The organism is Endozoicomonas sp. Z74 (assembly GCF_057680865.1).
This window is the reverse complement of the sequence record NZ_JBLYZI010000009.1, coordinates 70,851-94,908: the sequence shown is the minus strand read 5'-3', so window position 1 is coordinate 94,908 and position 24,058 is coordinate 70,851. Positions and strand designations below refer to the sequence as shown.

At 52.1% G+C, this 24,058-nt stretch carries 24 protein-coding genes; 12 read left to right on the top strand and 12 right to left on the bottom strand.

The window, feature by feature from the left end; all coding sequences use genetic code 11:
* Positions 1 to 1,022: 1,022 nt before the first annotated feature.
* Complete coding sequence (locus ACNRUY_RS04565; RefSeq protein WP_488110464.1) at positions 1,023 to 1,286, top strand: hypothetical protein; 264 nt, start codon at positions 1,023 to 1,025, stop codon at positions 1,284 to 1,286.
* 15 nt (positions 1,287 to 1,301) lie between these two features.
* Here the strand turns inward: ACNRUY_RS04565 and ACNRUY_RS04560 are convergent, their stop codons facing one another.
* The gene (locus tag ACNRUY_RS04560; RefSeq protein WP_488110463.1) at positions 1,302 to 4,430 is read right to left on the bottom strand and encodes an efflux RND transporter permease subunit; all 3,129 of its coding nucleotides are present in this window, start codon (positions 4,428 to 4,430) and stop codon (positions 1,302 to 1,304) included.
* A 1-nt stretch (position 4,431) separates the two neighbouring features.
* Positions 4,432 to 5,625 (bottom strand): efflux RND transporter periplasmic adaptor subunit, encoded by a 1,194-nt coding sequence (locus tag ACNRUY_RS04555; RefSeq protein ID WP_488110462.1) that lies wholly within the window; start codon positions 5,623 to 5,625, stop codon positions 4,432 to 4,434.
* A gap of 70 nt (positions 5,626 to 5,695) precedes the next feature.
* Here ACNRUY_RS04555 and ACNRUY_RS04550 point away from each other — a divergent pair, with 70 nt between their 5' ends.
* The 5 genes from ACNRUY_RS04550 to ACNRUY_RS04530 all read left to right on the top strand — a co-directional run bounded on the left by ACNRUY_RS04550 (position 5,696) and on the right by ACNRUY_RS04530 (position 9,901).
* Complete coding sequence (locus ACNRUY_RS04550; protein ID WP_488110461.1) at positions 5,696 to 5,848, top strand: hypothetical protein; 153 nt, start codon at positions 5,696 to 5,698, stop codon at positions 5,846 to 5,848.
* A gap of 695 nt (positions 5,849 to 6,543) precedes the next feature.
* Positions 6,544 to 7,254 (top strand): response regulator, encoded by a 711-nt coding sequence (locus ACNRUY_RS04545; RefSeq protein WP_488110460.1) that lies wholly within the window; start codon positions 6,544 to 6,546, stop codon positions 7,252 to 7,254.
* A gap of 2 nt (positions 7,255 to 7,256) precedes the next feature.
* Positions 7,257 to 8,648, top strand: a complete 1,392-nt coding sequence (locus ACNRUY_RS04540; RefSeq protein ID WP_488110459.1) for an ATP-binding protein — start codon at positions 7,257 to 7,259, stop codon at positions 8,646 to 8,648.
* A complete protein-coding gene (gene nfi, locus ACNRUY_RS04535) occupies positions 8,632 to 9,342 on the top strand; it encodes a deoxyribonuclease V (protein ID WP_488110458.1) in 711 nt (236 codons plus the stop codon). The genes ACNRUY_RS04540 and nfi overlap by 17 nt, the downstream gene beginning before the upstream one ends.
* Positions 9,281 to 9,901 (top strand): DUF1439 domain-containing protein, encoded by a 621-nt coding sequence (locus tag ACNRUY_RS04530; protein WP_488110457.1) that lies wholly within the window; start codon positions 9,281 to 9,283, stop codon positions 9,899 to 9,901. The genes nfi and ACNRUY_RS04530 overlap by 62 nt, the downstream gene beginning before the upstream one ends.
* 91 nt (positions 9,902 to 9,992) lie before the next feature.
* Here the strand turns inward: ACNRUY_RS04530 and ACNRUY_RS04525 are convergent, their stop codons facing one another.
* Positions 9,993 to 10,295, bottom strand: coding sequence for a hypothetical protein (locus ACNRUY_RS04525; RefSeq protein ID WP_488110456.1), 303 nt, complete (start codon positions 10,293 to 10,295; stop codon positions 9,993 to 9,995).
* A 49-nt stretch (positions 10,296 to 10,344) separates the two neighbouring features.
* Positions 10,345 to 11,004 carry a pseudouridine synthase gene (locus ACNRUY_RS04520; protein WP_488110455.1) on the bottom strand — a complete coding sequence of 220 codons (660 nt, stop codon included), beginning with the start codon at positions 11,002 to 11,004 and terminating at the stop codon, positions 10,345 to 10,347.
* Between the two features lie 105 nt (positions 11,005 to 11,109).
* Here ACNRUY_RS04520 and ACNRUY_RS04515 point away from each other — a divergent pair, with 105 nt between their 5' ends.
* Positions 11,110 to 12,552, top strand: a complete 1,443-nt coding sequence (locus ACNRUY_RS04515; RefSeq protein WP_488110454.1) for a DASS family sodium-coupled anion symporter — start codon at positions 11,110 to 11,112, stop codon at positions 12,550 to 12,552.
* A gap of 476 nt (positions 12,553 to 13,028) precedes the next feature.
* On the opposite strand, the gene ACNRUY_RS04510 is transcribed toward ACNRUY_RS04515, so the two are convergent.
* Entirely contained in the window at positions 13,029 to 13,229 is a 201-nt protein-coding gene (locus tag ACNRUY_RS04510; RefSeq protein WP_488110453.1) for a DUF2788 domain-containing protein, read from the bottom strand.
* A 177-nt stretch (positions 13,230 to 13,406) separates the two neighbouring features.
* On the opposite strand from ACNRUY_RS04510, the gene ACNRUY_RS04505 reads away from it, so the two are divergent.
* A complete protein-coding gene (locus tag ACNRUY_RS04505; protein ID WP_488110452.1) occupies positions 13,407 to 13,772 on the top strand; it encodes a hypothetical protein in 366 nt (121 codons plus the stop codon).
* A gap of 37 nt (positions 13,773 to 13,809) precedes the next feature.
* Complete coding sequence (locus tag ACNRUY_RS04500) at positions 13,810 to 14,913, top strand: hypothetical protein (protein ID WP_488110451.1); 1,104 nt, start codon at positions 13,810 to 13,812, stop codon at positions 14,911 to 14,913.
* Between the two features lie 2 nt (positions 14,914 to 14,915).
* Here the strand turns inward: ACNRUY_RS04500 and ACNRUY_RS04495 are convergent, their stop codons facing one another.
* From ACNRUY_RS04495 to ACNRUY_RS04475, 5 genes are all read right to left on the bottom strand, one after another.
* Complete coding sequence (locus tag ACNRUY_RS04495; protein ID WP_488110450.1) at positions 14,916 to 15,524, bottom strand: DUF416 family protein; 609 nt, start codon at positions 15,522 to 15,524, stop codon at positions 14,916 to 14,918.
* A gap of 95 nt (positions 15,525 to 15,619) precedes the next feature.
* Entirely contained in the window at positions 15,620 to 16,153 is a 534-nt protein-coding gene (locus tag ACNRUY_RS04490) for a hypothetical protein (protein WP_488110449.1), read from the bottom strand.
* A 433-nt stretch (positions 16,154 to 16,586) separates the two neighbouring features.
* Positions 16,587 to 17,153, bottom strand: a complete 567-nt coding sequence (gene efpL / locus ACNRUY_RS04485; protein WP_488110448.1) for an elongation factor P-like protein EfpL — start codon at positions 17,151 to 17,153, stop codon at positions 16,587 to 16,589.
* Complete coding sequence (locus ACNRUY_RS04480; RefSeq protein WP_488110447.1) at positions 17,113 to 17,553, bottom strand: DUF3301 domain-containing protein; 441 nt, start codon at positions 17,551 to 17,553, stop codon at positions 17,113 to 17,115. Before ACNRUY_RS04480 ends, efpL begins: the two co-directional genes overlap by 41 nt.
* A 129-nt stretch (positions 17,554 to 17,682) precedes the next feature.
* Positions 17,683 to 17,871 (bottom strand): hypothetical protein, encoded by a 189-nt coding sequence (locus ACNRUY_RS04475; protein WP_488110446.1) that lies wholly within the window; start codon positions 17,869 to 17,871, stop codon positions 17,683 to 17,685.
* 294 nt (positions 17,872 to 18,165) lie between these two features.
* Between ACNRUY_RS04475 and ald the strand changes: the two genes are divergently transcribed.
* Positions 18,166 to 19,287, top strand: coding sequence for an alanine dehydrogenase (gene ald, locus ACNRUY_RS04470; RefSeq protein ID WP_488110445.1), 1,122 nt, complete (start codon positions 18,166 to 18,168; stop codon positions 19,285 to 19,287).
* Between the two features lie 197 nt (positions 19,288 to 19,484).
* On the opposite strand, the gene ACNRUY_RS04465 is transcribed toward ald, so the two are convergent.
* Together ACNRUY_RS04465 and ACNRUY_RS04460 are read right to left on the bottom strand one after the other, a co-directional pair.
* On the bottom strand, positions 19,485 to 20,354 hold the full coding sequence (locus ACNRUY_RS04465) for an ATP adenylyltransferase family protein (RefSeq protein ID WP_488110444.1): 870 nt from the start codon (positions 20,352 to 20,354) through the stop codon (positions 19,485 to 19,487).
* Positions 20,355 to 20,383: 29 nt separating this feature from the next.
* A complete protein-coding gene (locus tag ACNRUY_RS04460) occupies positions 20,384 to 20,974 on the bottom strand; it encodes a TetR/AcrR family transcriptional regulator (RefSeq protein ID WP_488110443.1) in 591 nt (196 codons plus the stop codon).
* A 241-nt stretch (positions 20,975 to 21,215) separates the two neighbouring features.
* Here ACNRUY_RS04460 and cysD point away from each other — a divergent pair, with 241 nt between their 5' ends.
* Together cysD and cysN are read left to right on the top strand one after the other, a co-directional pair.
* A complete protein-coding gene (gene cysD / locus ACNRUY_RS04455; RefSeq protein WP_488110442.1) occupies positions 21,216 to 22,118 on the top strand; it encodes a sulfate adenylyltransferase subunit CysD in 903 nt (300 codons plus the stop codon).
* The gene (gene cysN / locus ACNRUY_RS04450; protein WP_488110441.1) at positions 22,118 to 24,022 is read left to right on the top strand and encodes a sulfate adenylyltransferase subunit CysN; all 1,905 of its coding nucleotides are present in this window, start codon (positions 22,118 to 22,120) and stop codon (positions 24,020 to 24,022) included. The genes cysD and cysN overlap by 1 nt, the downstream gene beginning before the upstream one ends.
* Positions 24,023 to 24,058: the final 36 nt, after the last annotated feature.

Here is a 24,058-nt window from a genome sequence, read left to right as displayed (position 1 = left end):
ACCTTCTCAAGCTTGATACTTCAGTGAAGGCTGGTATCAAGAACAAACGTAAAACCTGTGGCTGGGATGAAGACTATATGATGAAAGTGCTTGGGCTGATTGATTCTTGATCATGTTTTTGCCCTGGGAGTCACCCTGTCCAGAAGGGAGTTGCTTTTTGCTAAGGCTTTTGCGACAGATGGCAGTCTTCTGTTTTCGAAGACAGGTTATTGATACTGGCGGAGACCGTCCCTTTCTTTTTAACCTGTGGCTTCTCTGTTCTTTTCATGTGCTGTCAGCCCCCTATGAGTTGGCGAGGTGCAATGAAGATAACCCGGTAGAACTCGGGTCGCTTAGCTGAAATGAGATGCCTGCTGAGTTGGTTTTAATGGTATCAGCTGAGCTGGAATCCAGCCGTGACTGTCTGTTGCATCGTATCACGGTGAGTGGAGTGCACATTGTCAATATGACAGTTTGCAGACACCGCTCACCTGAAAACCCTGGGCATACGGTTATAACGTATACCCTGACAAATACGGGTGATTATCCCCGGGCACACCCCTTACGGGATACACGGGATTTGAATGAATATTCGAGGAGCCAGATAAGGCATTTATGCCATTTTGCTCGAAGGGGGCGGCAGCATCAGCAGAGGTATGTTCTGGTGGTCAGGGTATATGAGAGTTTATCTGGATGGATAAGACGGATTGAAAGTAGGTTGTCCTCATGGAGTGCCAGTGCCCCCGCAGTTTGCTACAGAAAAAACTTATCCGACTCTGTTTCATAACGGGGCATATTATAACGCGCTTGGGGGAGCCCTTCCTGAAGAGAGCAGAAGGGGAGTGGCTATTGACCCTGTTTTACACGCTCTTGCTCAGGTAAATGCCAGTTGGAACAACTCTGTTAGTGAAGTGCGCTTACCCAGATTTATTGTCTCTATTCAGAGAGGCCAGCTATTTCAGGTCCTGAGATTTCTGCTGTGTTTGCCAGCAAGTATCCGGGGGGTGTCATGGACGATGGGTTCTGATGAGTGGCAGCATTCCATGAGTGGTTTTCGTGGAGCCGTCAGTATGACCATTCGTAGGGGAGAGCGGGCACCGTTGATGTTGATCAGGCCTGAGAGGCTAATCAGGCATGAAGACATCGGTGCCATAGGGTTAAGTAACCCGTCTGTTGATCCTGAGGCCTTTGCTCAAATGCTTCCACTCGAAGTTGGGGGGTATGTACATCTTATCAGGAGGAATCGGGTTGCAGAGGAGGAGGTCATCAGTGAAGCCTGTCCAGTCAGGGCCGGACAGGCTTATTAGCGGGGATGACAGGGGTCAGCTATTGGCTTTATCAGGATTGAAATGTTCCCGAAGCTTCTGCAGAAGCATATAGAACATGGGCACCAGCAGGATACCGAAAATCGTTGCAGCCAGCATTCCGGAGCTGACAGTGATCCCGATAATCCGTCGGCTGGCGGCACCAGCACCGGTGGCCAGCACCAGCGGCAGAACCCCGAGAATAAACGACAGAGCGGTCATGAGTACTGCCCGGAAGCGCAATCCGGCGGCATTGAGTGCAGAGTCAAAGATGCTGTTGCCTTCCCGCCTCTGAACCATGGCAAACTCAACGATCAGAATGGCGGTTTTTGCCGCAATACCGATCAACAGCACCATACCGATCTGGGCGTAGATATCATTGGCCAGGGCCGGGTTCAGGTTGCGCATCAGGTTAATCCCGCCAAAGGCACCAAAGGTGGCAATGGGCACGGCACTGATGATTGCAAGAGGCATGGTCCAGCTCTCGTACTGGGCCACCAGGAACAGATAGACAAATAGGAAAGCCAGGGCAAACAGGGCCGGAGCCAGGTTGCCTGCCTCGATTTCCTGCAGGGATTGTCCGGACCACTCGAAGGTATAACCTGCAGGCAGTTTTTCGGCCAGCCGGGTCATGGTCTGGAGCGCGTCACCGGAGCTGTAGCCATCCGCCGCCTGACCACTGAGGTTGGCCGACCGGTAGAGGTTATAGTGCTTGATGCTGCTTGGCCCCTGGACCGGTTTCAGCGATGCAACAGACGTCAGTGGTACCATTTCTCCTTTCATATTCCGGACATAGAATTTGCTCAGATCGGAAGGTGAGGTTCGGTATTCACTTTCAGCCTGCATCTTCACCTGATAGGTGCGGCCAAACTTGTTGAAGTCATTGACGTACAGTGAACCCAGCTGGGTCTGCAGGGTCATGAAAATCTCTGACAGAGGAATGCCCTGGGTTTTGGCTTTGTTTCGGTCTACTTCCAGGAAATACTGGGGCACATTGGCACGCCAGGTACTGAACACCCGGTTCAGCTCCGGTTGCTGGTTGGCTTCATAAATCAGGCCGTTAAGCACTTGGCTGAGCTCCTGGGGCGACCGCCCCATGCTGTCCTGCAGGCGGAAGTCAAAGCCACCGGATGCTCCCAGCCCGGGGATGGGGGGGAAGGCAAAGGCCATCACCTGAGCTTCCGGCATCGCCCAGAGTTTGCCCTGGACCCGGTTCATGATGGTCATCTGGTGCAGGTTTCTGTCCGGGCGCTGCTCCCAGTTGTCCAGTACGACAATGGCCATACCGCCGTTGGAATTGGCGCCACTGAAGATACTGAAACCGGAAATGGTGATAACGCTGTCGACGCCTTTTTCTGAACGAATGGTGTCGGTTACCTTGGCCATTACGTCCTTGGTGCGGTTCAGGGAAGCGGCATCGGGTAGCTGAATATCCACCACAAAAAAGCCCTGGTCTTCATCGGGCACAAAGCCGGAAGGCGTGCTGGTGAACATATACCCGGTGGCAGCCATCATGATGGCAAACAGCCCAATGCCAATGACGGCACGTCTCAGAAGGAGTTTAACCCAACCCTTATAGCCCCCGGTCAGCTTGTTAATCAAAGCATCAACGGGCTTGAGCCAGACAATGTGCGACATTTTTCCTTTTTTCAGGAGCGTGGCACACAGGGCCGGGCTCAGGGTCAGAGCGTTGACGGAGGAAATCAGTACCGCCACGGAAATCGTGACCGCAAACTGGGAGTAAAGTCCCCCGGTAATACCGGGCATAAAGCCAACGGGAACAAAGACCGCCAGCAGAACCAGTGTGGTGGCGACAATAGGCCCCGCCACTTCTTTCATGGCCTGGCTGGTGGCCTCTTTGGGCGACATGCCCTCCTTGTTGATCAGTCGCTCGACGTTTTCAATGACCACAATGGCATCGTCTACCACGACCCCGATCGCCAGCACCAGCCCAAACAGGGTGATGGTGTTGATGGAGAAGCCAAGCAGCTTCATGATGGCAAAGGTACCGATCAGGGAAACCGGAATGGCAATGGCTGGAATCAGGGTAGCCCGCCAGTTCTGCAGGAACACAAACACCACCAGGATTACCAGCAGTACTGCCTGGAACAGGGTGTTCACTACTTCATTAATAGAAGCGTCGATGAAGTCTGTGGTGTCGAACTTGATGGTGTAATCCACCCCTTCCGGGAAGTTTTTGGAGAGATCCTCCATGGCCGCCTTGACGCCTTTGGCCACGTCCATGGCGTTGGCGTCAGGCTGCTGATAGATCACCAGGAAAGCGGTGGGGTGGTTGTTCAGGCGCGCTTCACCATCGTAACTCTGGGAGCCCAGCTCGACCCTGGCAATGTCCCTGACCCGGACAATAGAGCCGTCCGGGTTGGCCTTGATGATGATATTACCGAACTCTTTCGGGTCGCTCAGGCGGCCCTGGGTTTTAATGGTGTAAGTGAACTGCTGATCCGGTTGATTGGGGCCCTGGCCCAGTTTACCGGCGGCTACAATCACATTCTGCTCATTCAGGGCGCTTGCCACGTCTGAGGTTGTCAGGTCCAGGGCCGTCATGCGCTCAGGGTTCAGCCAGAGGCGCATGCTGTAGATCATGGGACCCATGACGTCTGCCTTGGCAACCCCATTGATACGGGCCAGAGGCTCCTTCAGGTAGTTGTTGGCGTAGTTGCTCAGATAAACCATGTCGTATTCTTCTTTATCTGAGACCAGGTTGACCCCCAGCAGCATATTGGATGACTGCTTGTTGACGGTAACCCCCATACGACGTACGTCTTCCGGAAGGCTTGGTTCCGCCACCGAAACCCGGTTCTGGACATTGACCATGGCCATGTCCTGATCAACACCGGAGGCAAATGTCACGGTGATTGAGGCGCTGCCATCGTTACCGGCGGAGGAGTCGATATAAAGCATGTCCTCAACGCCGTTCACCTGCTCCTCTATAGGTCGGATGATGGCTTTCTCTACGGTCTCTGCATCAGCCCCTGGATAAACCGCACTGATGGAAATCTGCGGTGGGGTAATTTCCGGATACTGACTCACAGGCAATGTGGACAGCGCGATCAGGCCAACCAGAGTGATGACGATCGATATGACGAACGCAAACTTGGGCCTGTTGATAAAAAACTGGCTGAACATGTCAGTGGCCCTGCTCCTGGTTCACAATAATCCCTCCGGTGGTGGGGTCGATATTGACGACCTTTGGAGTCACCTTGACACCGGGGCGCACTTTCTGGAGGCCTTCAACAATGATCTGTTCATTGGCTTTCAGTCCCTGGCTGACCACCCACATGGGACCCATACGGCGCCCCATTTTGACCTGCCGGGTTTCAACGGCCTGTTCAGGGGTGACGACCAGAACAAAACGGCCGGATTGGTTCTCCTGGACTGCGGCCTGGGGGATCACCGGTTGCAGCACCTTGTCCTTGCTTTCAGCCAGCAGGGTAACGTACAGCCCTGGAAGGATAATTCCGTCCGGGTTCGGGAATGAAGCCCTCAGGGACAGGGTTCCGGTCGTCTCATCCACCCGGGTATCGGCAAAATTGAAGGTTCCCTGCTCTCCATAGTCCTGGCCTGTCGGCAGTCGCAGGTTCAGTTTGAACTGCTCATTGTCGTCATCCTCACGACCGGCATTGGCCTGGAGATGGCTGACCAGCTGCTTTTCATCCACCTGAAAGTTGACATAGATCGGGTCCGTGCTGGTCAGGGTCGCCAGAGGTTCGCTGGTAGGCCCTACGAGGTTGCCAACGCTGTACCGGGCTTTGCCTACTTCACCCTTGAAAGGGGCTTTAATCCTTGTGTAGCCCAGGTTGAGTTTCGCTGAGTCCAGCTGTGCCTCAGCCGCCTGGACAGCGGCAACGGCCCTGGCTTCGTTGCTGGTCTGGGTGTCCAGATCTGCCTGGCTGATATGGCCCTTTTTGAACAGATCCTTACTGCGCTGCAAATCCTTGCGGGTCTTGGTCAGGTCTGCCTTGCTGCTGGCCAGGTCCGCTTCTGCCTTTTTCAGGGATGCCTCATAGGGCTTTCGATCAATTTCAAACAACAGCTGACCCTTCTCGACGGTCTGGCCTTCCGAGAAGTCCCGCTGGATCAGGAAGCCTTCAACCCGTGCCCTGAGGTCAACGGAATCGACGGCTTCTGTGCGGGCAACGTACTCATGGTACTCACCGACCTTCTGCTCAGTGACGTTGACAACAGACACACCGGGAGGTGGCATCTGCTGCTGTTGTTGTTTCTGGTCTTCACCGCAGCCGGCAAGAAGCAGGATAGTGGTAGCTAAAGCCCCGAAAGGAAGCCATTTGCCCAATTTGTGATCAGTGATAGTCGAGATCATTGATAGCTCCGAGAGGGGTCCTGGATGTTTGAAAAGACCCGAAAAAGCGAATGTTGTGTCTTAATCTTCAATGTCAGCCCCATTGTTAGCGTCTATCTATATGGAGCTGACCCTTTTTTTGACCGGTGCCTGCCAGTGGGGGCATTACTATTGTCAGGTTGCTCTGGCAGTGTTTATGGTTTGTTGTTCCGTATCAGGGTTGCCGGGGGATGCCCGTCGTTGAGCTGTCTAAACAGAGGGTTGGCAGCGGATAACGAAGCGGGGTATCGCCCGTAGCCCAAGGCATTTCGGATGGTGGGGGATAGTATGAGTTTTGCTCTGCTATAGCCATGTGGAAAACCGAAATCAATCGTTATTTTACCGTCTTTAAGCTTTCGTAAATCATAACCTGAACGAGATTTACACGCTGCTTACCCGGCCTATTTACCCTGTATAGATGATGAGCCGTAGACTGGAACCCAGACATCAAGCGGTATCAACAAGTGATTCGAAAAGGCTTGGGTTCAAGTGTCTGGAGAGCCTGAGCCACGGGTTTAGAGCCGATTATATGCCTCTGGTGGTCGCTTGTAACGACGATTAGGCAAAAAACAGGCAGAAACTGAAATCCGCTGAAAGGATACCGCAAACCGAATACCCCATGAGCTGTACCTTGACCCCGCTTCCCCCAAAGCGGGGTGTTTTTTTTATGGCGATGACAAAATAGCAGCAACAAAGCTGTATTTTCCGGGTGAAGGCTGTATATCATGCCTGTGTCGCCGTTTAGCGAGTAGTGTCAGGAGGCTGTCATGCTTATCGTTGAGAACATAAGCTCAACAGCTTCATGAAAAATCGATGCCAGGGAGCCTGCAATCGGTTCGACAGGTTCCTGGAGCTATCTTTTGGGAAGCCGCCCAAGGCTGTTACGTTATGGAGCATTCAATGAGCACTGTTAAAGCCAACAATGCCAAACTGCTGCTGATAGATGATGATATAGAGCTGTGTGAGTTGTTGATTGAGTATCTGGCAACGGAAGGGTTTGAGGTTGACGCGGTTCACGATGGTGAGGCTGGGGTCACGGCCGCCTTGTCCGGTGACCATTGCCTGGTATTACTGGATGTGACGCTTCCCAAACTGAACGGCTTTGATGCCCTGAAGCAGATACGTCAACAGTCTGATATTCCAGTGCTGATGTTGACTGCCAGGGGGGATGATGTGGACCGGATTATCGGCCTGGAAATCGGCGCCGATGACTATCTGCCAAAACCCTATAATCACCGGGAACTGGTGGCTAGAATCAAGGCGATTCTGAGACGGGGTCGCACACCGACGGTTCAGGAAGGGGCGGCGAAATCGCTTCAGATTGATGACATTTACCTGAATCTGGCGAACCGAGAGGCCAGTATCGGTGGGGAGCCTCTCGAACTGACCGCTACTGAATTCCTGGTGTTAAAAACGCTGATTGAAAAAGCCGGTGAGTTGATCTCCAGGGATGACCTGACCCAGATTGCCCTCAACCGTCGACTGACCCTTTACGATCGTGCCATTGATATGCATGTGAGCAACGTGCGTAAAAAAATCGGTACCCGTCCGGATGGCAGTCCAAGGATCAAAACGGTCCGGGGTTCCGGTTACTTCTATATTCGGCCCTGATTATGGCATTACGATTACCCAGGCTGGTTGTCTGGCCATGGCACAGTGTGTTCTGGAAAATTTTCCTGTGGTTCTGGCTGACCATGATCGCCATGCTGATCACACTGTTCATCGCCTTTGCCATTACAGTGGACCCGTCCGACTTTCTTTCGGAAAGGCGTGCCTTGTTCCGGGAGCTGGAAATTGCTGCAAGGAAGATGGAGCTGTTGTCGAGGTCATCGGTTCATCTGCCGATTCCCCGGTTCCCTGGCAGTGGCTATTACCTGTTTGATACAGAAGGCAATATTCTTGGCAGCGCCACTATTTCAGAAGAACTGATCTCGGCCTATAACAAAACCCGTAACCGGGCTGACCCTACCATTACCTTCCGTCGGGGCGTTGTGGTGGTCGGCCCGCAGAAAATTACTCTCAATGGCGGACCTTATGAGCTGTACCTGACCAAGGAGATGCCTCGTCTGGTGCACTGGCGGGTTCAACAGGTGATTGCCCGGCAGTGGCACCTGGTGATACTGGCTCTGGGGGTTAGTTTTCTCCTGTGTGTGATACTGGCACGTTATCTGGTAGGCCCTATACGGCAGGTTCAGAAGGTGTCAAGGAAGCTGGCCCGTGGTGACCTGGATGTTCGGGTTGCCCCAAAAGTTGCCCGGCGCCGTGATGAGCTGGGTGAGCTGGCCCGTGACTTTGATGATATGGCGGAGCAGGTGGGTTCCCTGATTTTGAGTAAGGAAAGGTTATTGCGTGACGTTTCCCATGAGCTCAGATCGCCATTGACCCGGTTGCAAATATCCCTGGCCCTGGCCCGCCGAAAAGCGCCGGAGGCGGAGGCAGAACACGCCCGGATTGAAAGGGAGATTGAGCGGCTGGATCAACTGATTGGTCAGATTATTCATTTTTCCAGAATTCAGCACAATATTGCCAATATGGCCAGCAGCAATGTGGCGCTGGCCACGGTGGTCAAAAAGCTGGTGGATGATGGCAACTTTGAAGCCCAGGCCCGTGAAAAGTCGGTGGTCTTGAAGGAGAGTGCTGCCATAGAGTTGGTGGCTATTCAGGATTTTCTGGCCAGTGCCATTGAAAACATTATCCGCAATGCCATTCGCTTTACCCCTGAGCATTCTTGCGTTGAAGTAAGGCTGCTTCAGGAAGGAGAGGAGGCGGTGGTTCGCATCCGGGATTACGGTCCCGGGGTGCCGGAAGAGGCCCTTGAAGAACTGTTTGAACCTTTTTTCCGGGTGGATGAAACCCGGGGCAAGGAAAACGATGGTACCGGCCTCGGGATGGCTATTGCATCCACTGCGGTCCACAAACATAACGGCTCTATTGTTGCCCGAAATGCCCAGCCCGGGCTTGAAGTTGCCATAAGGTTGCCGCTTAAAAATGGCCTCAATATCTGATACCGCACTGCATGGGTGGGACCTTTCCCCAACCCGGGCCAGGGAGCTGCAAGTCTCTCTGGCTGGCCGGGTGATCAGGCAGGATGAGTTACCTGTGATCCACTCTGTTGCTGGAGTGGATGTGGGCTTTGAGCAGGGAGGACGGGTGACCCGGGCTGCCGTGGCGGTTTTGTCGTTTCCTGCTCTTGAGTTGCTGGACTACAGCATTGCCCGCCTTCCTACTGTGATGCCCTATATTCCCGGGCTGCTTTCTTTTCGTGAATGTCCGGCCATTCTCAAGGCGCTTTCCCTGCTGAATCACCGTCCGGAGTTGTTGCTCTGTGATGGACAGGGGATAGCACACCCCAGGCGGTTTGGGGTTGCCTGTCATCTTGGTGTACTGACGGGGTTACCCAGTATTGGTGTGGCCAAGAGTCGGCTGTGTGGTCAGAATGACGTTTTGCCTGAGGAAAAGGGCAACCAGGTGGATCTGGTCGACAAGGGGGAGCTGATTGGCAGGGTGGTGCGCACAAGAACCGCAGTGCGGCCTCTCTATGTTAGTATTGGCCACAAAGTCTCCCTTGCAACGGCGGTTCACTATGTCCAGGCCTGTCTCACCCGGTATCGCTTACCCGAAACCACCCGCTGGGCGGATGCACTGGCTTCCAATCGGGGAAGGGCGCTGGCCAGGGCGGATCAAATACTGTCTCGTTAGTATTCTGTTCTCAGTGCTTCTTTCCGGGTGTTCATCGGAAACAAGAGAGACCCTTTCCCAGCAGCAATTACAGCAGGCTGTGGTTGCTGGCTTCCCTGCTCCCCGAATTTGCACTCTTGATCTATTGCCCATGATGGAGGTACAACTCTACCTTGAGGCTCCTCAGCTCTTTATCCGAAAGGACGGTGAGCCCCTGATGATTCAGATTGATGGGCAAGTGGATGCGAATGTCTTTGGTTCACTGGTCACAGAGAAGCTCCCCGTCCACATAAGCGGGCAAGCGAGGCTGAGGTACGACGCCGGGGATCATGCCATTTACCTGGACCGGATTGATTTTGTTGAAGCCCGGATCGACCTGGAAATCGCCTTGTTTAAAACCATGGTGGTGGAAAGGTTCCAGGCGGTATTGTCTCAAGAGTTGGCCAGCATTCCTCTGATTATGCTCGACCGGGTCCCAGCATTGTCAGAGCGGGTTAAATCTTTGGCAGGAATGAGCGCCAGTGGCAGTGTCCTGCTGGGTGTTGTTCAAGGAGAGGTGGTCCTGGCACCGGTTAAATAAGGGGCTATCTTGGCTATTCAGTATGCAAATAGCAGGTGGTGAGTAGCTATTTTCAGGGTAGAGGTAGGCTGCATTTTTCACTCATGGATGTTTAGATCGTATCGTAGTTCGGTGGCAGCTTTCCGGTGAGTTGATAAACATCAGAAATGGCAATGGCCTGGTCACATACGGTCATTTTGATATTCACCATTTCCACATTATCCCTGTTTTCCGGGCTGGCTTTGTGGGCGGTCTGTGACTGAAAGTGTTTAAGGCTCTGGTTGAGTTCCAGTTTTTCCAGCTGCAGAAAGGCTTCGTTGTAATGGCATTTTTTCGCCAGCCTGAGTGCCTGTTCATACATGAAGTGGGTGTCTATAGAATCAACCATGGTTTCCAACGGGGTTGTTGATGACATAACTGAAAGTTTAGATGACGGAATCCAAAGTGTTCTTCTTATTCAGTCCTCAACCGACCGGTTTTTTCCGTCTCAACGACGCTTTCTTCACAGGGCCTCTTTTTCTGGGGGGCGCTGCACTCTTTTTTATAAAGTCAGCAGGGATCTCGCTTTCCTGCCATTGCCCTGGCTGTAATGAGCCCAGCTGCCATGGGCCGATCTGGCAGCGAATCAGCCTGAGTGTCGGGTAACCTACTGCTGCAGTCATTCTCCTGACCTGCCGGTTTTTACCCTCTTTGATGGTCATTTCAAGCCAGCAGTCTGGCACAGTCTTGCGTTCGCGTACCGGTGGGTTTCTGGGCCATACAGAAGGGGGAGAGATCAGGCTGACTCTGGCTGGTCGGGTAAGTCCATCCTTCAGCATTACTCCCTTTCTAAGGTTGTCCAGTGCCTGATCGTCAGGAATGCCCTCAACCTGGACCCAATAAGTTTTTGACAGTTTGTGGTCTGGCGAGGCTATTTGATGCTGCAATGGACCATTATCGGTTAAAAGCAGGAGGCCCTCGCTGTCCCGGTCCAGGCGCCCAGCCGGGTACACTCCCGCAACAGGAACAAAATCCTTAAGTGTTTTTCGCCCTTCCTGGTCCGAAAACTGGGTCAGCACACCGTAGGGTTTGTTAACCATGATGAGCCTGGGGCTTTTGGGGGCTTGTGTCTTGGCTGTGGGCATGGAGCAAGAGGTTCTGAAAAAAGTGGCTATTATAAGTGCAGTGCTGGCGGTGAGCCAGGCAGTTTAATGACCATAACGCCCATTTGCCAAGGACACTATTGAATCATGCCTGCCAGTCTGAATGTTTCGGAAACGAAAAAACCATTGCAAATGCTAATAGTGGCCCGTTATCTGGTGCCATTTGCTTTTGGTTTATTGCTATGGAACCTCCCTGTGCCTGAAGGCATCCATCTTCAGGGCTGGCAAATGATGATCATCTTCTTCAGTACACTGCTCGGTGTGATGATCATGCCTCTGCCTATGTCTGCTGTGACCTTGATGGGTATTGCTGTTCTGGGGCTGACCGAAACATTGACTCTGAAGCAGGCATTGGCAGGCTACAGTGAGCCCATCACCTGGCTGATCATGCTGGCTTTTTTTATCTCTCACGGGTTTATCAAAACCGGTCTTGGCTTGAGGATGGCTTATTGCTTTATGAGGGTCCTTGGGAAAAGCACTCTCTCTCTGGGTTATGGGCTGACATTGACGGACGCCATTCTGGCTCCTGCCATGCCCAGTATTACCGCAAGAGCCGGAGCGGTTGTGTACCCCATCATGCGCTCCATCGCCGAAGTCTATGACAGTCACCCGGGTCAAACAGCCAATCGTATGGGGACCTTTCTGACCCTGGTTGTCTTTCATGCCAATGCCATCACCAGTGGCATGTTTTTGACGGCAATGGCAGGAAACCCTCTGGTGGTAAAGCTGGCAGGAGACCAGGGCATTGATATTACCTGGGGCACCTGGGCGCTGGGGGCTGTTGTACCGGGTGTGATCAGTCTTCTACTTATGCCGTTTTGCCTCTATCGCCTGGCTCCGCCGGGGGTCAGGGAAACCCCGAAGGCTGTGGATATGGCAAAAAAGGAGCTACATCAGCTGGGTGCTCTGAAAAAAGAAGAGTGGATAATGGGGGGGACTTTTGCCAGCTTGCTGCTGATGTGGGTATTCGGTCAGCATATTGGGGTATCTCCTGCACTGGTGGCTCTTTCTGGAGTTTGCCTGTTGATTCTGACCGGAGTACTGAGCTGGGACGATGTTAAGGGAAATAAAGGGGCCTGGGATACCATGGTCTGGTTTGGAGCTTTTGTGACAATGGCGCACTATCTCAGTGAACTTGGCGTCGTCAGTTATGTCAGTGGTTCGTTGGGAGGGCTCTTCTCTGGCTTATCAGCACCTCTGGTTATGGCCTTCATCTGTATTCTTTACTGTTTTGCCCACTATTTTTTTGCCGCAACCACTGCCCAGATCAGTGCCATGTACGCCAGTTTTCTGCTGATTATGTTGACTGCAGGAGTGCCTCCCCTGGCAGGGGCTCTGATGCTGGCCTATCTGAGCAACTTATGTGCTGTGGTAACTCATTATGGTAATGGGCCAGCCCCCATTCTTTTTGGTTCTGGCTATGTTCCGCTGGGGACCTGGTGGAAGTCAGGGTTTGTCATGATGCTTGTTTATCTGGTGATTTGGTTAATTCCGGGAAGCATGTGGTTTTGTGCTCTGGGCTTTCTCTAGAAAGTTGTTTCTATTGGCTGCTTGTATGGAAAAATGATTCTATTTGTTAGGGTTTCAGCGTATTAATTGTGGTGGAAAAGGGTATATTTACGAATTCTTTAAGATTTGCTGACGGTTAGAATAAACAACAGATAAGCTGCTCTAATCACTTATCTGTTTTCAAGGAAGTCTTGTACTTCCGGATGGCTGGAGTCATTTCAGCCATTTCTGTCATGTTCGTTCTTCTATTTCAGCCGGGTATTTTTACCCGGCTTTTTTTATGGCCATGGATGGCCTGTATCCTGGAAATGCAGGAGCAATTTCCAGGGTATGGTATGGATGGCCTGTATCCTGGAAATGCACGACTGCATGGATGCAGGAGTTAGTACCCATAGGGCATAAAAGTAACGCAAGGAGCAGTTACCGTGGAGCAATTTCCAGGGTATGGTATGGATGGCCTGTATTCTGGAAAAGCCTGAAAGCATTACACCCACTCATCAGTGAATCATGGCTTCAACCAGGACGGTTTTAATCAGGAAGCCAAGCACTCCCAGCCCTAGAGCACCAAACAATATCAGCGTTCCGAACTTCCCGGCTCTGGACTGTTTGGCAAGGTCATAAACAATAAAGGCCATAAACAAAACAAGGCCTCCGATCAGTACCTGCATCATTAATGCTTCAAACTGCTCAATTTCCATGTTTTCTCCCTTATTGCGAGTCCTATTGTAGGGGGTGGATCGCTATCAGGCTACCTGGGTCTGAAGTCTGTTTTCATCAGCGTTTCCTGCTGAAACAGACAGTGCCCTACATTCATTGGCATCAATACCGATATAGGTAAATGAATAGACCGCCATGAGCAGGACTCCGGGGGAATAATGGCAGCCAAAATCAAGCTGGTGGACGTGACCAAGCTGAAAAAATCCAATGTTCTGGTGACCAACCAGGCTGAGCAGGTGCTTCGTCAGGCAAAGGCCGTGCTTCAGAAGCAGGAGGAGTTCATGGCTCAGGGGGGAATGGACAGGCAAAAGCTTCGCGCCTTCATCAACAGCGATGCCTGGTCACCCAAACAGAGGCAGAAAGCCCGTCAGGAGCTGATACGCTGGCATGAAGAGCTTAAGAATGGCATGGCTCACGATGCTTCTGTCAAGCAAAAGGAGCTTAAGCTGTCGGCACGATTATTAAAGCCAGGCAGAAAGCAGGCATCAAAACGCTCCCAGCGCCGTCGAACCGGTTTTCTTTAAAGGCTCCAGGTAAGCGTCAGACAGGGATGGTCGCTTTATGAATTCAGTAAACGGTGTTAACAACACAGGTGTTAACCAGATAAATCCCGCCGAGATGAGCCAGCAGGATTTTATTGCTGCGGTTTATCTGGAACGAGGGGAGATGCTGGATACCGAAGTCCGAAGGCTGGTTGCGGAAATTGACAAGAGCAACCAGATGGCCAACGCCATTAATACGCTGCTGGGTAAAACCAATGTTTCTCAATACGGTACCACGGACTACCCAGAGCCGACCTGGGCGGTTAATGGCAGTACGGTTGTTCTTGATAATGGTTATGGGCTGAATTTCAGCCCTGACGGTAATGGAGGAACCACATTTACCTTACTGGATGCCGATGGAAATCAGCTTATTTATCAAAATCAAACACTGGTTCCGGTTCCTGAAGGGACCACGGTGGACGTTCTGAAGGCCGGGATTCCGGTCATGAGTGATATGACCCTTATTCTGGACGATGGTACTGAAATTACCTTTCAGGTTGGAACACCGGATACGCCTTTTGATTCTCAGAATTTTTCCGGGGGGTTAGCCGATATCACCGCTATTTCCGTTACCAGGGGAAACCAGGGGTTGGCCATTACAGGAATGGATACTGGAAACCCAACGCTCAACCCACCCAATCTATTTGGTGAAACCTTTGATGCCAGTGATAACGATGGCTATGTTTTGCTGGAGTCGGGAGGGGTTCATGACTGGGAATATGACGGCGGAAGTGTTACAAATATGACCCAGACAAACCCCAATGACAGCAGCGAGGTTGTAGACGGTTTTTTTGCCCGTAAGCTGGCCTTTGAGGCGGATCTCAATAACGAGTTTTCTGGCAGTATCCCCTTTCTGACCCAGAAAGAAATCGACCTGCTCACCAATGAACTGAGAATTACCTATTCAGACGCCAGTGGCACCGGCAACCTGACCCCGGAGGAGTGGTCTTCCCTTAAATCCAGCCTGGTGACGGCCAGGGATAACCTGACCAGTAATACTCAGCTGCAGACGGCTCAGCTGCAAAGGGCCATGCAATCCTACACCCATAATTTTGATGCTATGTCTAATGCCCAGTCAAAGATCTATAACCTGCTGAAAGACATTGTTGGCAATATGAAATAGCCCTATTCAAGGCTGATGCCGAGATGGCTGACACCTTCATTGCTGGCTATCTGTTGAAGCTCTCTGGCAAAATCCCGATTCTGTTTTTTCTGCCCGGTTACCTTGCTCACCAGCAGATCAAGAAACCCCATTTGAACCTGAAACAGCTCATGCTCTTCAATGTACTGGGTGAGTTCTGTTCCCTTCAACTCAGGCACTTCAGTGTATTTGATGAACTTTCCAACGGTGCTCAATGACAGGGTCAGGGCACTGGCGGTCTCATCAACGGAGGACTTCATGGCACAGTGGATACCGCAATGCAGGCTGACCGCAAAGTCGAGGGCGGGCTGGACACCAAAGATATCGAAGTCATCCAGGCTGGGTGTATTGCTATCAAGGCGTTCCAGCAGGCGCTCAAAGTTTTTTGCCGATTGCAAACCGGCCACGTTATCCCAGAGCAGATCCAGGCAGTGCCTGACTTCTTTCACTTCCCCGTAACCGGTGAGCTCACTGAACAGCACATAGTTGGGCCAGGCCCGTTCGCTTGAGGCAGTAGCCAGTGCAGTCAGCTGCCAGTGGGAAAGGTTCTGGAGATTGCTGTGAAATTGGGAGTAAAGCTTGCGGGTGTTCAAGGTTCGCGTCCGGTGGTATCAATTGCGGACGAGTTTACCAGTTCTGCTATGGATGTGGCAGCCTGCCACCACTCTGGCAGGCTGATCCGGTGGGATTACAGAGACCAGCTGAAATTAAGCTGGACAGCATCCAGGTTGTAATTAGAGTCCAGTTCAATGCTTGAACGCTCTGAAACACAGCTCTGGGCTTTCAGTCTCTTGGTACCCAGGCGCACGTTGGAGCACTTGCCAAAGTTGTAACGGGTTTTTTCTTTAATAAAGTTGATACCTTCTTTAACCGTTCCACTCACGCCAAGGTAGTCCAGTCCCAGTAGTACTGCTGAACCCGCTACCTGGCTCCGGATTTTCTCCGGGTTATCAAGGGCTTTGTAGATCAGTGACCCTGCTTTTTTCTGGTCGATCTGTCCTCTATTCAGGTTGACGGACAGCCTGTTCTTGCCTGTCTTAACCTTTTTTGACAACTGGCTGGCAGAGATGCGGTCTACAGCGGCTATGTCCTTTGAGTAAGGTGTACTCAGATGGGCGTAAGCGGCCAGGTTATGTTCAGCATGAACGGAAGACGCATAACCAATCAGCAGCGAATACTTAATCAGGCTAATCCAGTTAACAGTACACTTCCTTGTGTTCATAACTTCTTCCCCTGTTCTGAGCCTTTTCCCTGGCTGTCATTGCTTTTGCTGCACTGTGCAGCGCGTAGTTCAAGAGGTGAAACACCTCTCACACTTTTCAGTAAAGCATGACATTCGAATTTATTCCTTAAACCAAGGTGTAATATTTCAAATAGTTATAAGACATATAAATGAAGCAAGTCATCGAGGCTACAGAGTGTGCGTTTCCATGGGTGAGGTAGCCTGAGCATCCATTTGCGGCGCTTTTGTCTTGGCTTTTTCTGGCATTTTTCAGCTATTGGCTGTGATTTAGCCTTTTCCGCTTAGGAGTTATCGGCCATTGAAGGGTAATGCTGATTGCCGTTCGTAGGTTTTTAGAGGAGGTTCAGCAGATAAAGGAGATGGGGAACCCGGAGGCAAGGCTCCGGTGTAATGGGGTGCTATGAGGGAGTAATCAGGCCCTGGACATGAATTTTCCAGTTTCTGTGTTCACTTTAATGATCTCACCCGGGCTGAGGTATTCCGGAACCTGTACCTCCAGCCCGGTGCTCAGGGTGGCTGGCTTGGTTCGTGCTGCGGCGGACGCACCTTTAATGCCAGGAGCGGTGTCAACGATTTCCAGAGCAACGGAAGAGGGAAGATCAATGGCCAGCAGTTGCCCCTCAACCAGAAGAGCTACAAGGCCTTCAAGGCCGTCGGTGATATAGAGCAGCTGATCTTCAATGGTGCTGGCATTGACCAGATACTGGCTGTAGTCTTCTGAATCCATGAAGGTGCACTCATCACCCTCACGATAAAGCAGACTGACCGACCGGCGCTGAAGATCAACATCGGCCAGCAGTATGTCTCCAGTGAGGGTTTGCTCAAGCTTCTGCCCACCAGGCACAGAGCTGAAGCGGATTTTATAAAGCGTCTGGGCTCCCCGGGCCGAAGGGCTTTTTGTTTCCAGCTGACGAACCTGGTAATACTGGCCGTCAATTTCAACAATCTGGCCTTTTTTCAGTTCTCGGGCGTAGGGCATCGGGTTCCTCGGTATAGGATGTGGTCAGGAAAAGAGGGGTAATGTTACTCTGGTTGTCCTGGTTGCTCTGATCAGGAACGCTCTGATCGGGAGTGCTCTGGTCAGGGTAGTCCAGTTCAAGAAGCTGGAGCCTCTGGCCCAATAGCCTTATATAGCCCTGTTCGCGGCTCTGGCCATTCAGGGTGAACTCAAACCGGAAACAACGCTCTATGGTCAGCTGGCCTGATGGGCCTCGTCTGACGGCGCTTCGGTATCGAACCACAGAGTCGTCCAGAAATTGTACCTTCATTTCTTTGCAGGCCCGGCGACCATGGGCAACAGCGGTTTCTTTCGCCCGGGCGGTATCGAACCAGTAAAAAACAAAAAGGGAAAGCAGGGTCATCCAGAGTATTGCGTCCATGGCTGCATTCTAGAGGGGTTCTTAAAAGAAATCGATGGTGTTTTGCCTGAGGTGTGGGGGTACCAGCGTAAACTGGGCATGAACAACCGGCAGCTCCCGTAAAGGATTGCCGGCAGTGCTCGCTGAAGGCTAGTGAAGGTGTCTTGGGTTGCTCGACCTGCCAATGACCTTGCCTTTTCTGTCCAGCATCCTCTCCCTGGCGTCCAGGCGGTAAATTTGTCTCAGGTATTCGTTTTTGATGGCTTTTTCATCAACGAACTTCGTGATGTCTACGCCGACATGCTCAAGGTATTCCAGCATGTACAATGAGTTAGGCACAATAAACTCCGCTGTGATGGCCCGTTACAATGTGCGCGCTAGCATACCTCTGGTGGTTGGCGGTTTTTTTGACATGGAGCAGGCTTTTGGATGAATAAATACTTACTGCGACTAAGGGTGTGTACGAGGTTATCCTTATGAGTTTATTGCCAAATGTTTATCAGTGAAAAGTTTTGTGAAAATGTTTTCGTACAAATGTTTCCTTTTAAATAAAGGCATAATCGAAAAATAAAACTGAACGTGATCCGTATAATTGAACCTATCCACTACGATGACGAGTGCATGGAGATAATTATGCTGGTAGGGGTTCCGAAAGAGATAAAAAATCATGAGTATCGGGTTGGTTTGACGCCTGCTGCCGTTAAGGAGCTGGTTGAAAATGGACACCAGGTATTTGTTGAGGATCGTGCCGGGGAAGGGGTTGGTTTCTTTAATGAGGATTACCTTGCAGCAGGTGCCAGCATTCTACCCACAGCGGAAGAAGTCTTTGAAACCGCGGAAATGATTGTTAAGGTCAAAGAGCCCCAGTCCGTTGAAAGAGCTCGTCTTAAGCCTCATCACACCCTGTTCACCTATCTCCACCTTGCCCCTGATGTACCCCAGACCGAAGACCTGATTGAGTCCGGTGCCACCTGCATTGCTTATGAAACCGTTACGGATAAACAGGGCCGTCTACCGTTGCTGGCTCCTATGTCAGAAGTGGCTGGACGGATGTCCATTCAGGCGGGAGCCCGGTGCCTGGAAAAATCCATGGCGGGTCGTGGGATGCTGCTTGGCGGTGTGCCTGGCGTTGAGCCGGCCAAGGTTGTGATCATCGGCGGCGGTGTGGTTGGCCAGAATGCGGCTGCCATGGCGGTGGGTATGGGAGCAGATGTGTCGGTTCTGGACCGTTCTGTGGATGTACTTCGCCACATGGACTCCCTGTATGGCAACCGGATCAAGACCGTTTACTCTACCTCTCAGTCGATCAGGGAACATGTTCTTGAGGCCGACCTGGTCATTGGTGGCGTACTGCTTCCAGGTGCCGCAGCTCCCAAACTGATTACCCGTGAGCTAATCAGTGAGATGAAATCCGGCTCTGTGATTGTCGATGTGGCCATTGACCAGGGGGGCTGTGCTGAAACGGCCAAGGCAACCACCCACGATGATCCCACCTTCATTGTTGATGATGTGGTTCATTATTGTGTGGCCAATATGCCTGGCGCTGTGGCAAGAACCTCAACCCTGGCCCTGAACAACGCGACTTTACCCTATGTTCTTGAGTTGGCTAATAAAGGTCCGCGCAAGGCCCTTGCTGAGAACCCTCATCTGCTGGAAGGTCTCAACGTCTGTAAAGGGGTTATTACCTGTGAGTCTGTGGCTGAGGCCCAGAACCTTACCTGGCGACCCGCTGTTGAGATGATTCAGGAAATCTGAGCGACCTCTTCTTTTCCTCTTTTTCTCCTCTCCATCGATCAGCCCCCAGCCGGGGGCTTTTTCTTCACTTCATTCAGCAGCAACCTGCGTTAAAGTGTCTCAATCCAGGAACTTCTGTAATGCAGTAGATTGCTGTTGAGCACAGCGAAGCGCAACAAAAGCCGTACTTTTTTCTTACGCTATGGGTATGTCTGGGATCAGACACTGGAAAGAATGGAGGCGATCCCTGTTTCCTGGATGATTCTGAGTTGTTCGTCGTCTTTGGCCAGCAGCAGGCCGGCAAAACCCAGGGCGTTGATGGGGGCAGCAGGGTGTCGTCCAGATTTTCTGGGAACTACCATCATCCACTGACCGGTCACCAGCAAGTTATGGGGCAATGGATCCTCGTCCTGATCGGGCTGGTGCAAGTCCAGTGCTTCCAGCAACTCCAGGTACTTTTCATACAGTACATCCGGTGATGGCAAAACCGGTTCAGGAAAACGTCTGATCTGGTGGGAATAGGGCAGTTGCTCAACCCGCTGAGCCCCATCAGGCATGCCGGACACCAGTGGATCAATGGGCAACTGGGTGCAGGGAATCGCCTGAAGATGGCAGTGGGGCTGGCTGGCCCCGGCCTCCCGGGCACTGTTATAAAAGGCCAGTAAAGGCGCTTCATTCATTACCGAATACAGGGCATTGAACTCGGCCTGGGAGAGAAGGGACTCCTGTCGTTTAAACGCGGGTGTTACGATCAGCAGATGATTATCAACCACATTGTACTTATTCAAAAGAATAACGTGCCCACTGTCCAGGTGCCCAACGTATAAGGCCTCTTCATAAGGCAGGAAGGGGTTTTCAGGGAGTTTATCATTTTGCTGATGAGAGTGTCTGCGAAAGCCGGAAGGTTTCTGCCTTGGTTTGCAAAGTACCCGAACCTGGAAGGGGATTCCGTTCTCATCAATCACCTGTTGCCGGGTTTCTATGCTTTTCAGGTCGCCACTTTTCCGGGCTTTTTCCCGGGTGATATTGAGCCGTTGCAACAGGCTGCCCTGGGGAATCAGTCTGGGTGAGTCCGTATTCTTGGTCAATGCGCTCAGAGCCTCGAAGTCATTGCTGTTCAGGCCTGGGTGCCCGTTAAAAACAGCTCGCTGTATTGTTGCACCACGGCGTCCAGATCGATGGACTGCTCGTTATGGTACCAGCTCGATACCGATGACAGGAGCCCCGTAAAGGCACGAACCGAAATGGCGGCGTCAAGGTCCGGTTTCATTTCCCTCTTTTGCTGTGCTTCTGTGAACACCCGTTCCAGCAGTTTATGGTAGATGTGTGACTGCTCTCGTATGTTTCCCCGCCGTTCCAGGGGAATGGACTGGCGGTCATTATTGAAGACCACCATATAGTCCGCCCGTTCTTTCAGCGATGTCAGGGTATAGAGAATAATGGCCTTAACGGTTTCCGGGAAAATGTGTCCAGCGTCAACAATGGACTGAAGGCTCTCCACCTGGTGTTTAATCCCTTCCAGGCAGACGGCCTCAAGGGCGGCCTCTTTGGACCGGAAATAATAATACAGGCTGCCCTGCTTGATATTGAGCTTATTGGCAATATCAATGGTTCCAGCACCGTGATAGCCCTTATCGGCAAATACTGAGGCAGCCGCATCAACCGCGGCCAGATAGCGTTGGTCGTACTTGGATGTCTTGACGGTCAAAATACCTCCCCCCTATGTAGAACCAGGAAAGTATACCGTTTAAAGAGAATGCTATGAAAATGATCTTTCTATCAGGTGATAGAAATTGCTTTCCTTTTTTTTAATAGGCCTATAGAATTTCTTTGCGGTTATAGAAATTCAATTTATCTATAGAAGTCCCTGCAGGTTCCCGGTCGGTTCCGGGAGCACTTAAATAATAAAAACAAGGCAAGTCAACGCTTGCTCTGACAGGTGGCTATCCATGAAAAGCCTCACTCACCTTCAGCGTCTGGAAGCTGAAAGTATTCATATTTTCCGTGAAGTGGTTGCCGAAAGTCGCAACCCCGTCATGCTTTACTCCATCGGGAAGGATTCGGCGGTGCTGCTGCATCTGGCCATGAAAGCCTTTTACCCTTCCCTGCCGCCTTTCCCTGTCCTGCATGTGGATACCACCTGGAAGTTCCGGGAAATGATTGCCTTTCGCGATCAGATGGCCAAAGACCTGGGGCTGGAGTTGATTGTTCATATCAACCAGGAAGGGCTTGACCAGGGCATTGGCCCGTTCAGCCACGGTTCCGCCATTCATACGGATGTGATGAAAACCCAGTCGTTAAAGCAGGCCCTGGACAAATATCAGTTTGATGCGGCGTTTGGTGGCGCCCGTCGGGATGAGGAAAAATCCCGGGCCAAGGAACGCATCTTTTCCTTTCGCAGTGAGCAGCACCGTTGGGACCCGAAAAACCAGCGGCCAGAGCTCTGGCGAACCTATAACAGCCGTATCCACAAGGGTGAAAGCATGCGGGTCTTTCCCCTGTCGAATTGGACGGAGCTGGATATCTGGCAGTACATCCATCAGGAAGACATACCCATTGTGCCTCTTTACAAAGCCCGGGAGCGTCCGGTTGTGGAGCGGGATGGTGCCCTGATTATGGTGGATGATGACCGCTTCCAGCTGCGGGAGGGAGAAGTGATTGAAACCCGCAAAGTGCGGTTCCGGACCCTGGGGTGTTATCCCCTTACCGGTGCTGTGGAGTCTGATGCCGAAACCTTGCCAGACATTATCCAGGAAATGCTGCTGACCCGAACCTCTGAGCGCCAGGGACGGGTAATTGACCAGGATCACGGCGCCTCCATGGAGCAGAAAAAGCAGGAGGGGTATTTCTAATGTCTCATGTTTCGGATTTGATCGCCTCGGATATCAATGCCTACCTGACCGAGCAGGAAAACAAGAGCTTTATGCGGTTGATTACCTGCGGCAGTGTGGATGATGGCAAAAGCACCCTGATCGGTCGGTTGCTGTATGACTCAAAAATGATTTTTGAAGATCAGCTGGCGGCCCTTGAAAGCGACAGCAGAAAAGTGGGAACTACCGGTGACCAGGTGGATCTGGCGCTGCTGGTGGATGGTCTGGCGGCGGAAAGGGAGCAGGGGATCACCATTGATGTGGCCTACCGCTTTTTTTCCACGGATCAGCGGAAATTCATTATTGCCGATACCCCGGGGCATGAGCAGTACACCCGGAATATGGCAACCGGGGCGTCCACGGCGGATCTGGCCATTATTCTGATCGATGGACGCAAAGGGGTTCTTACCCAGACAAAACGACACAGTTATATTGTTTCCCTTCTGGGGATTCGCCATGTGGTCCTGGCCATCAACAAGATGGACCTGGTGGAGTATTCCGGTGAGCGGTTTGAAAGCATCCACAAGGATTATCTGGAATTTGCAGAACCCCTGGGTTTTTCTGATATTACTGCCATTCCGATGTCGGCACTGGATGGGGATAATGTTATCCAGCGTTCAGAGGCCATGCCCTGGTATCAGGGCCCGAGCCTGATGCAACACCTTGAGCGGGTGGATGTCTCCAGGGAAAACAGTGGCAAGGATTTTCGTCTGCCAGTGCAATGGGTCAATCGACCAGACCTGGATTTCAGAGGGTTTTCCGGAACCATCGCCGCTGGTGAGGTGGCAGTAGGGGACGAAGTGGTGGCGCTGCCCAGTGGCAAACTCAGCCGGGTTGAGCGTATTGTCACTTTTGACGGTGAGCTGGAGTCGGCCCAGTGTGAGCAGGCGGTGACCTTGACCCTTGAGGATGAAATTGATATTTCCCGGGGAGACACCCTTGCCGGTGTCCGGGGGCGCCCTGAAGTCAGCAGCCATTTGTCGGCGGATATCCTGTGGATGGATGAGCACGAAATGCTCCTGGAGCGCCCTTATCTGATCCGGTTTGAAAACCAGACGGTTCCCGGCAGCCTGACGCGGATCAATTACCGGGTAAACGTCAACAGCCTTGAGCAGGAAGCAGCAGAGGTGCTGACGCTGAATGAAGTGGCCCGCTGTGAACTGAGCCTTACCGAGCGCATTCCCTTTGACCCATACCAGCAGACCCGCAGCATGGGCTGCTTTATTATTGTTGATCGCATCAGCAACAAGACCGTGGGGTGCGGTATGCTGCGGGGCAGTCTGGAGAGTGCCTCCAATGTTCACTGGCATGCCCTGGACCTGGACAAAACTTCCCGGGCCAGAGCCAAAGAACAGAAACCGGTAGTGCTCTGGTTCACCGGTCTGTCCGGCTCCGGTAAATCCACCATTGCCAATCGGGTGGAAAAGAAGTTGTTTGCCCGTGGCAACCATACCTACACCCTGGATGGAGATAATGTCCGTCACGGCTTGAATAAGGATCTCGGATTTTCTGATGCCGACCGGATAGAGAATATCCGTCGTATCAGTGAGGTGGCCAACCTGATGGCCGATGCCGGCCTGATCACCCTGAGCTGTTTTATCTCCCCATTTCAAAAGGACCGGGAGCAGGCCAGAAAGCTCTGTGGCGACCACCGCTTTATTGAGGTCTTTATTGATACCCCGTTTGAGGTGTGTGAGCAACGTGATCCCAAAGGGCTGTATAAAAAAGCCCGCAAAGGGGAGATCCGGCAGTTTACCGGACTGGACAGCCCTTATGAGCCGCCGGTGAACCCGGAAATCCATATCAGGACGGTTGAACAGTCCGTGGAAAAAGTGGCGGATGAGGTGGTGAACTATCTGGACCGGGAAGGGTATCTGACGCCCTGATGGGCTCAACCGCCTTATTCAGCCTGTGGCTACAGG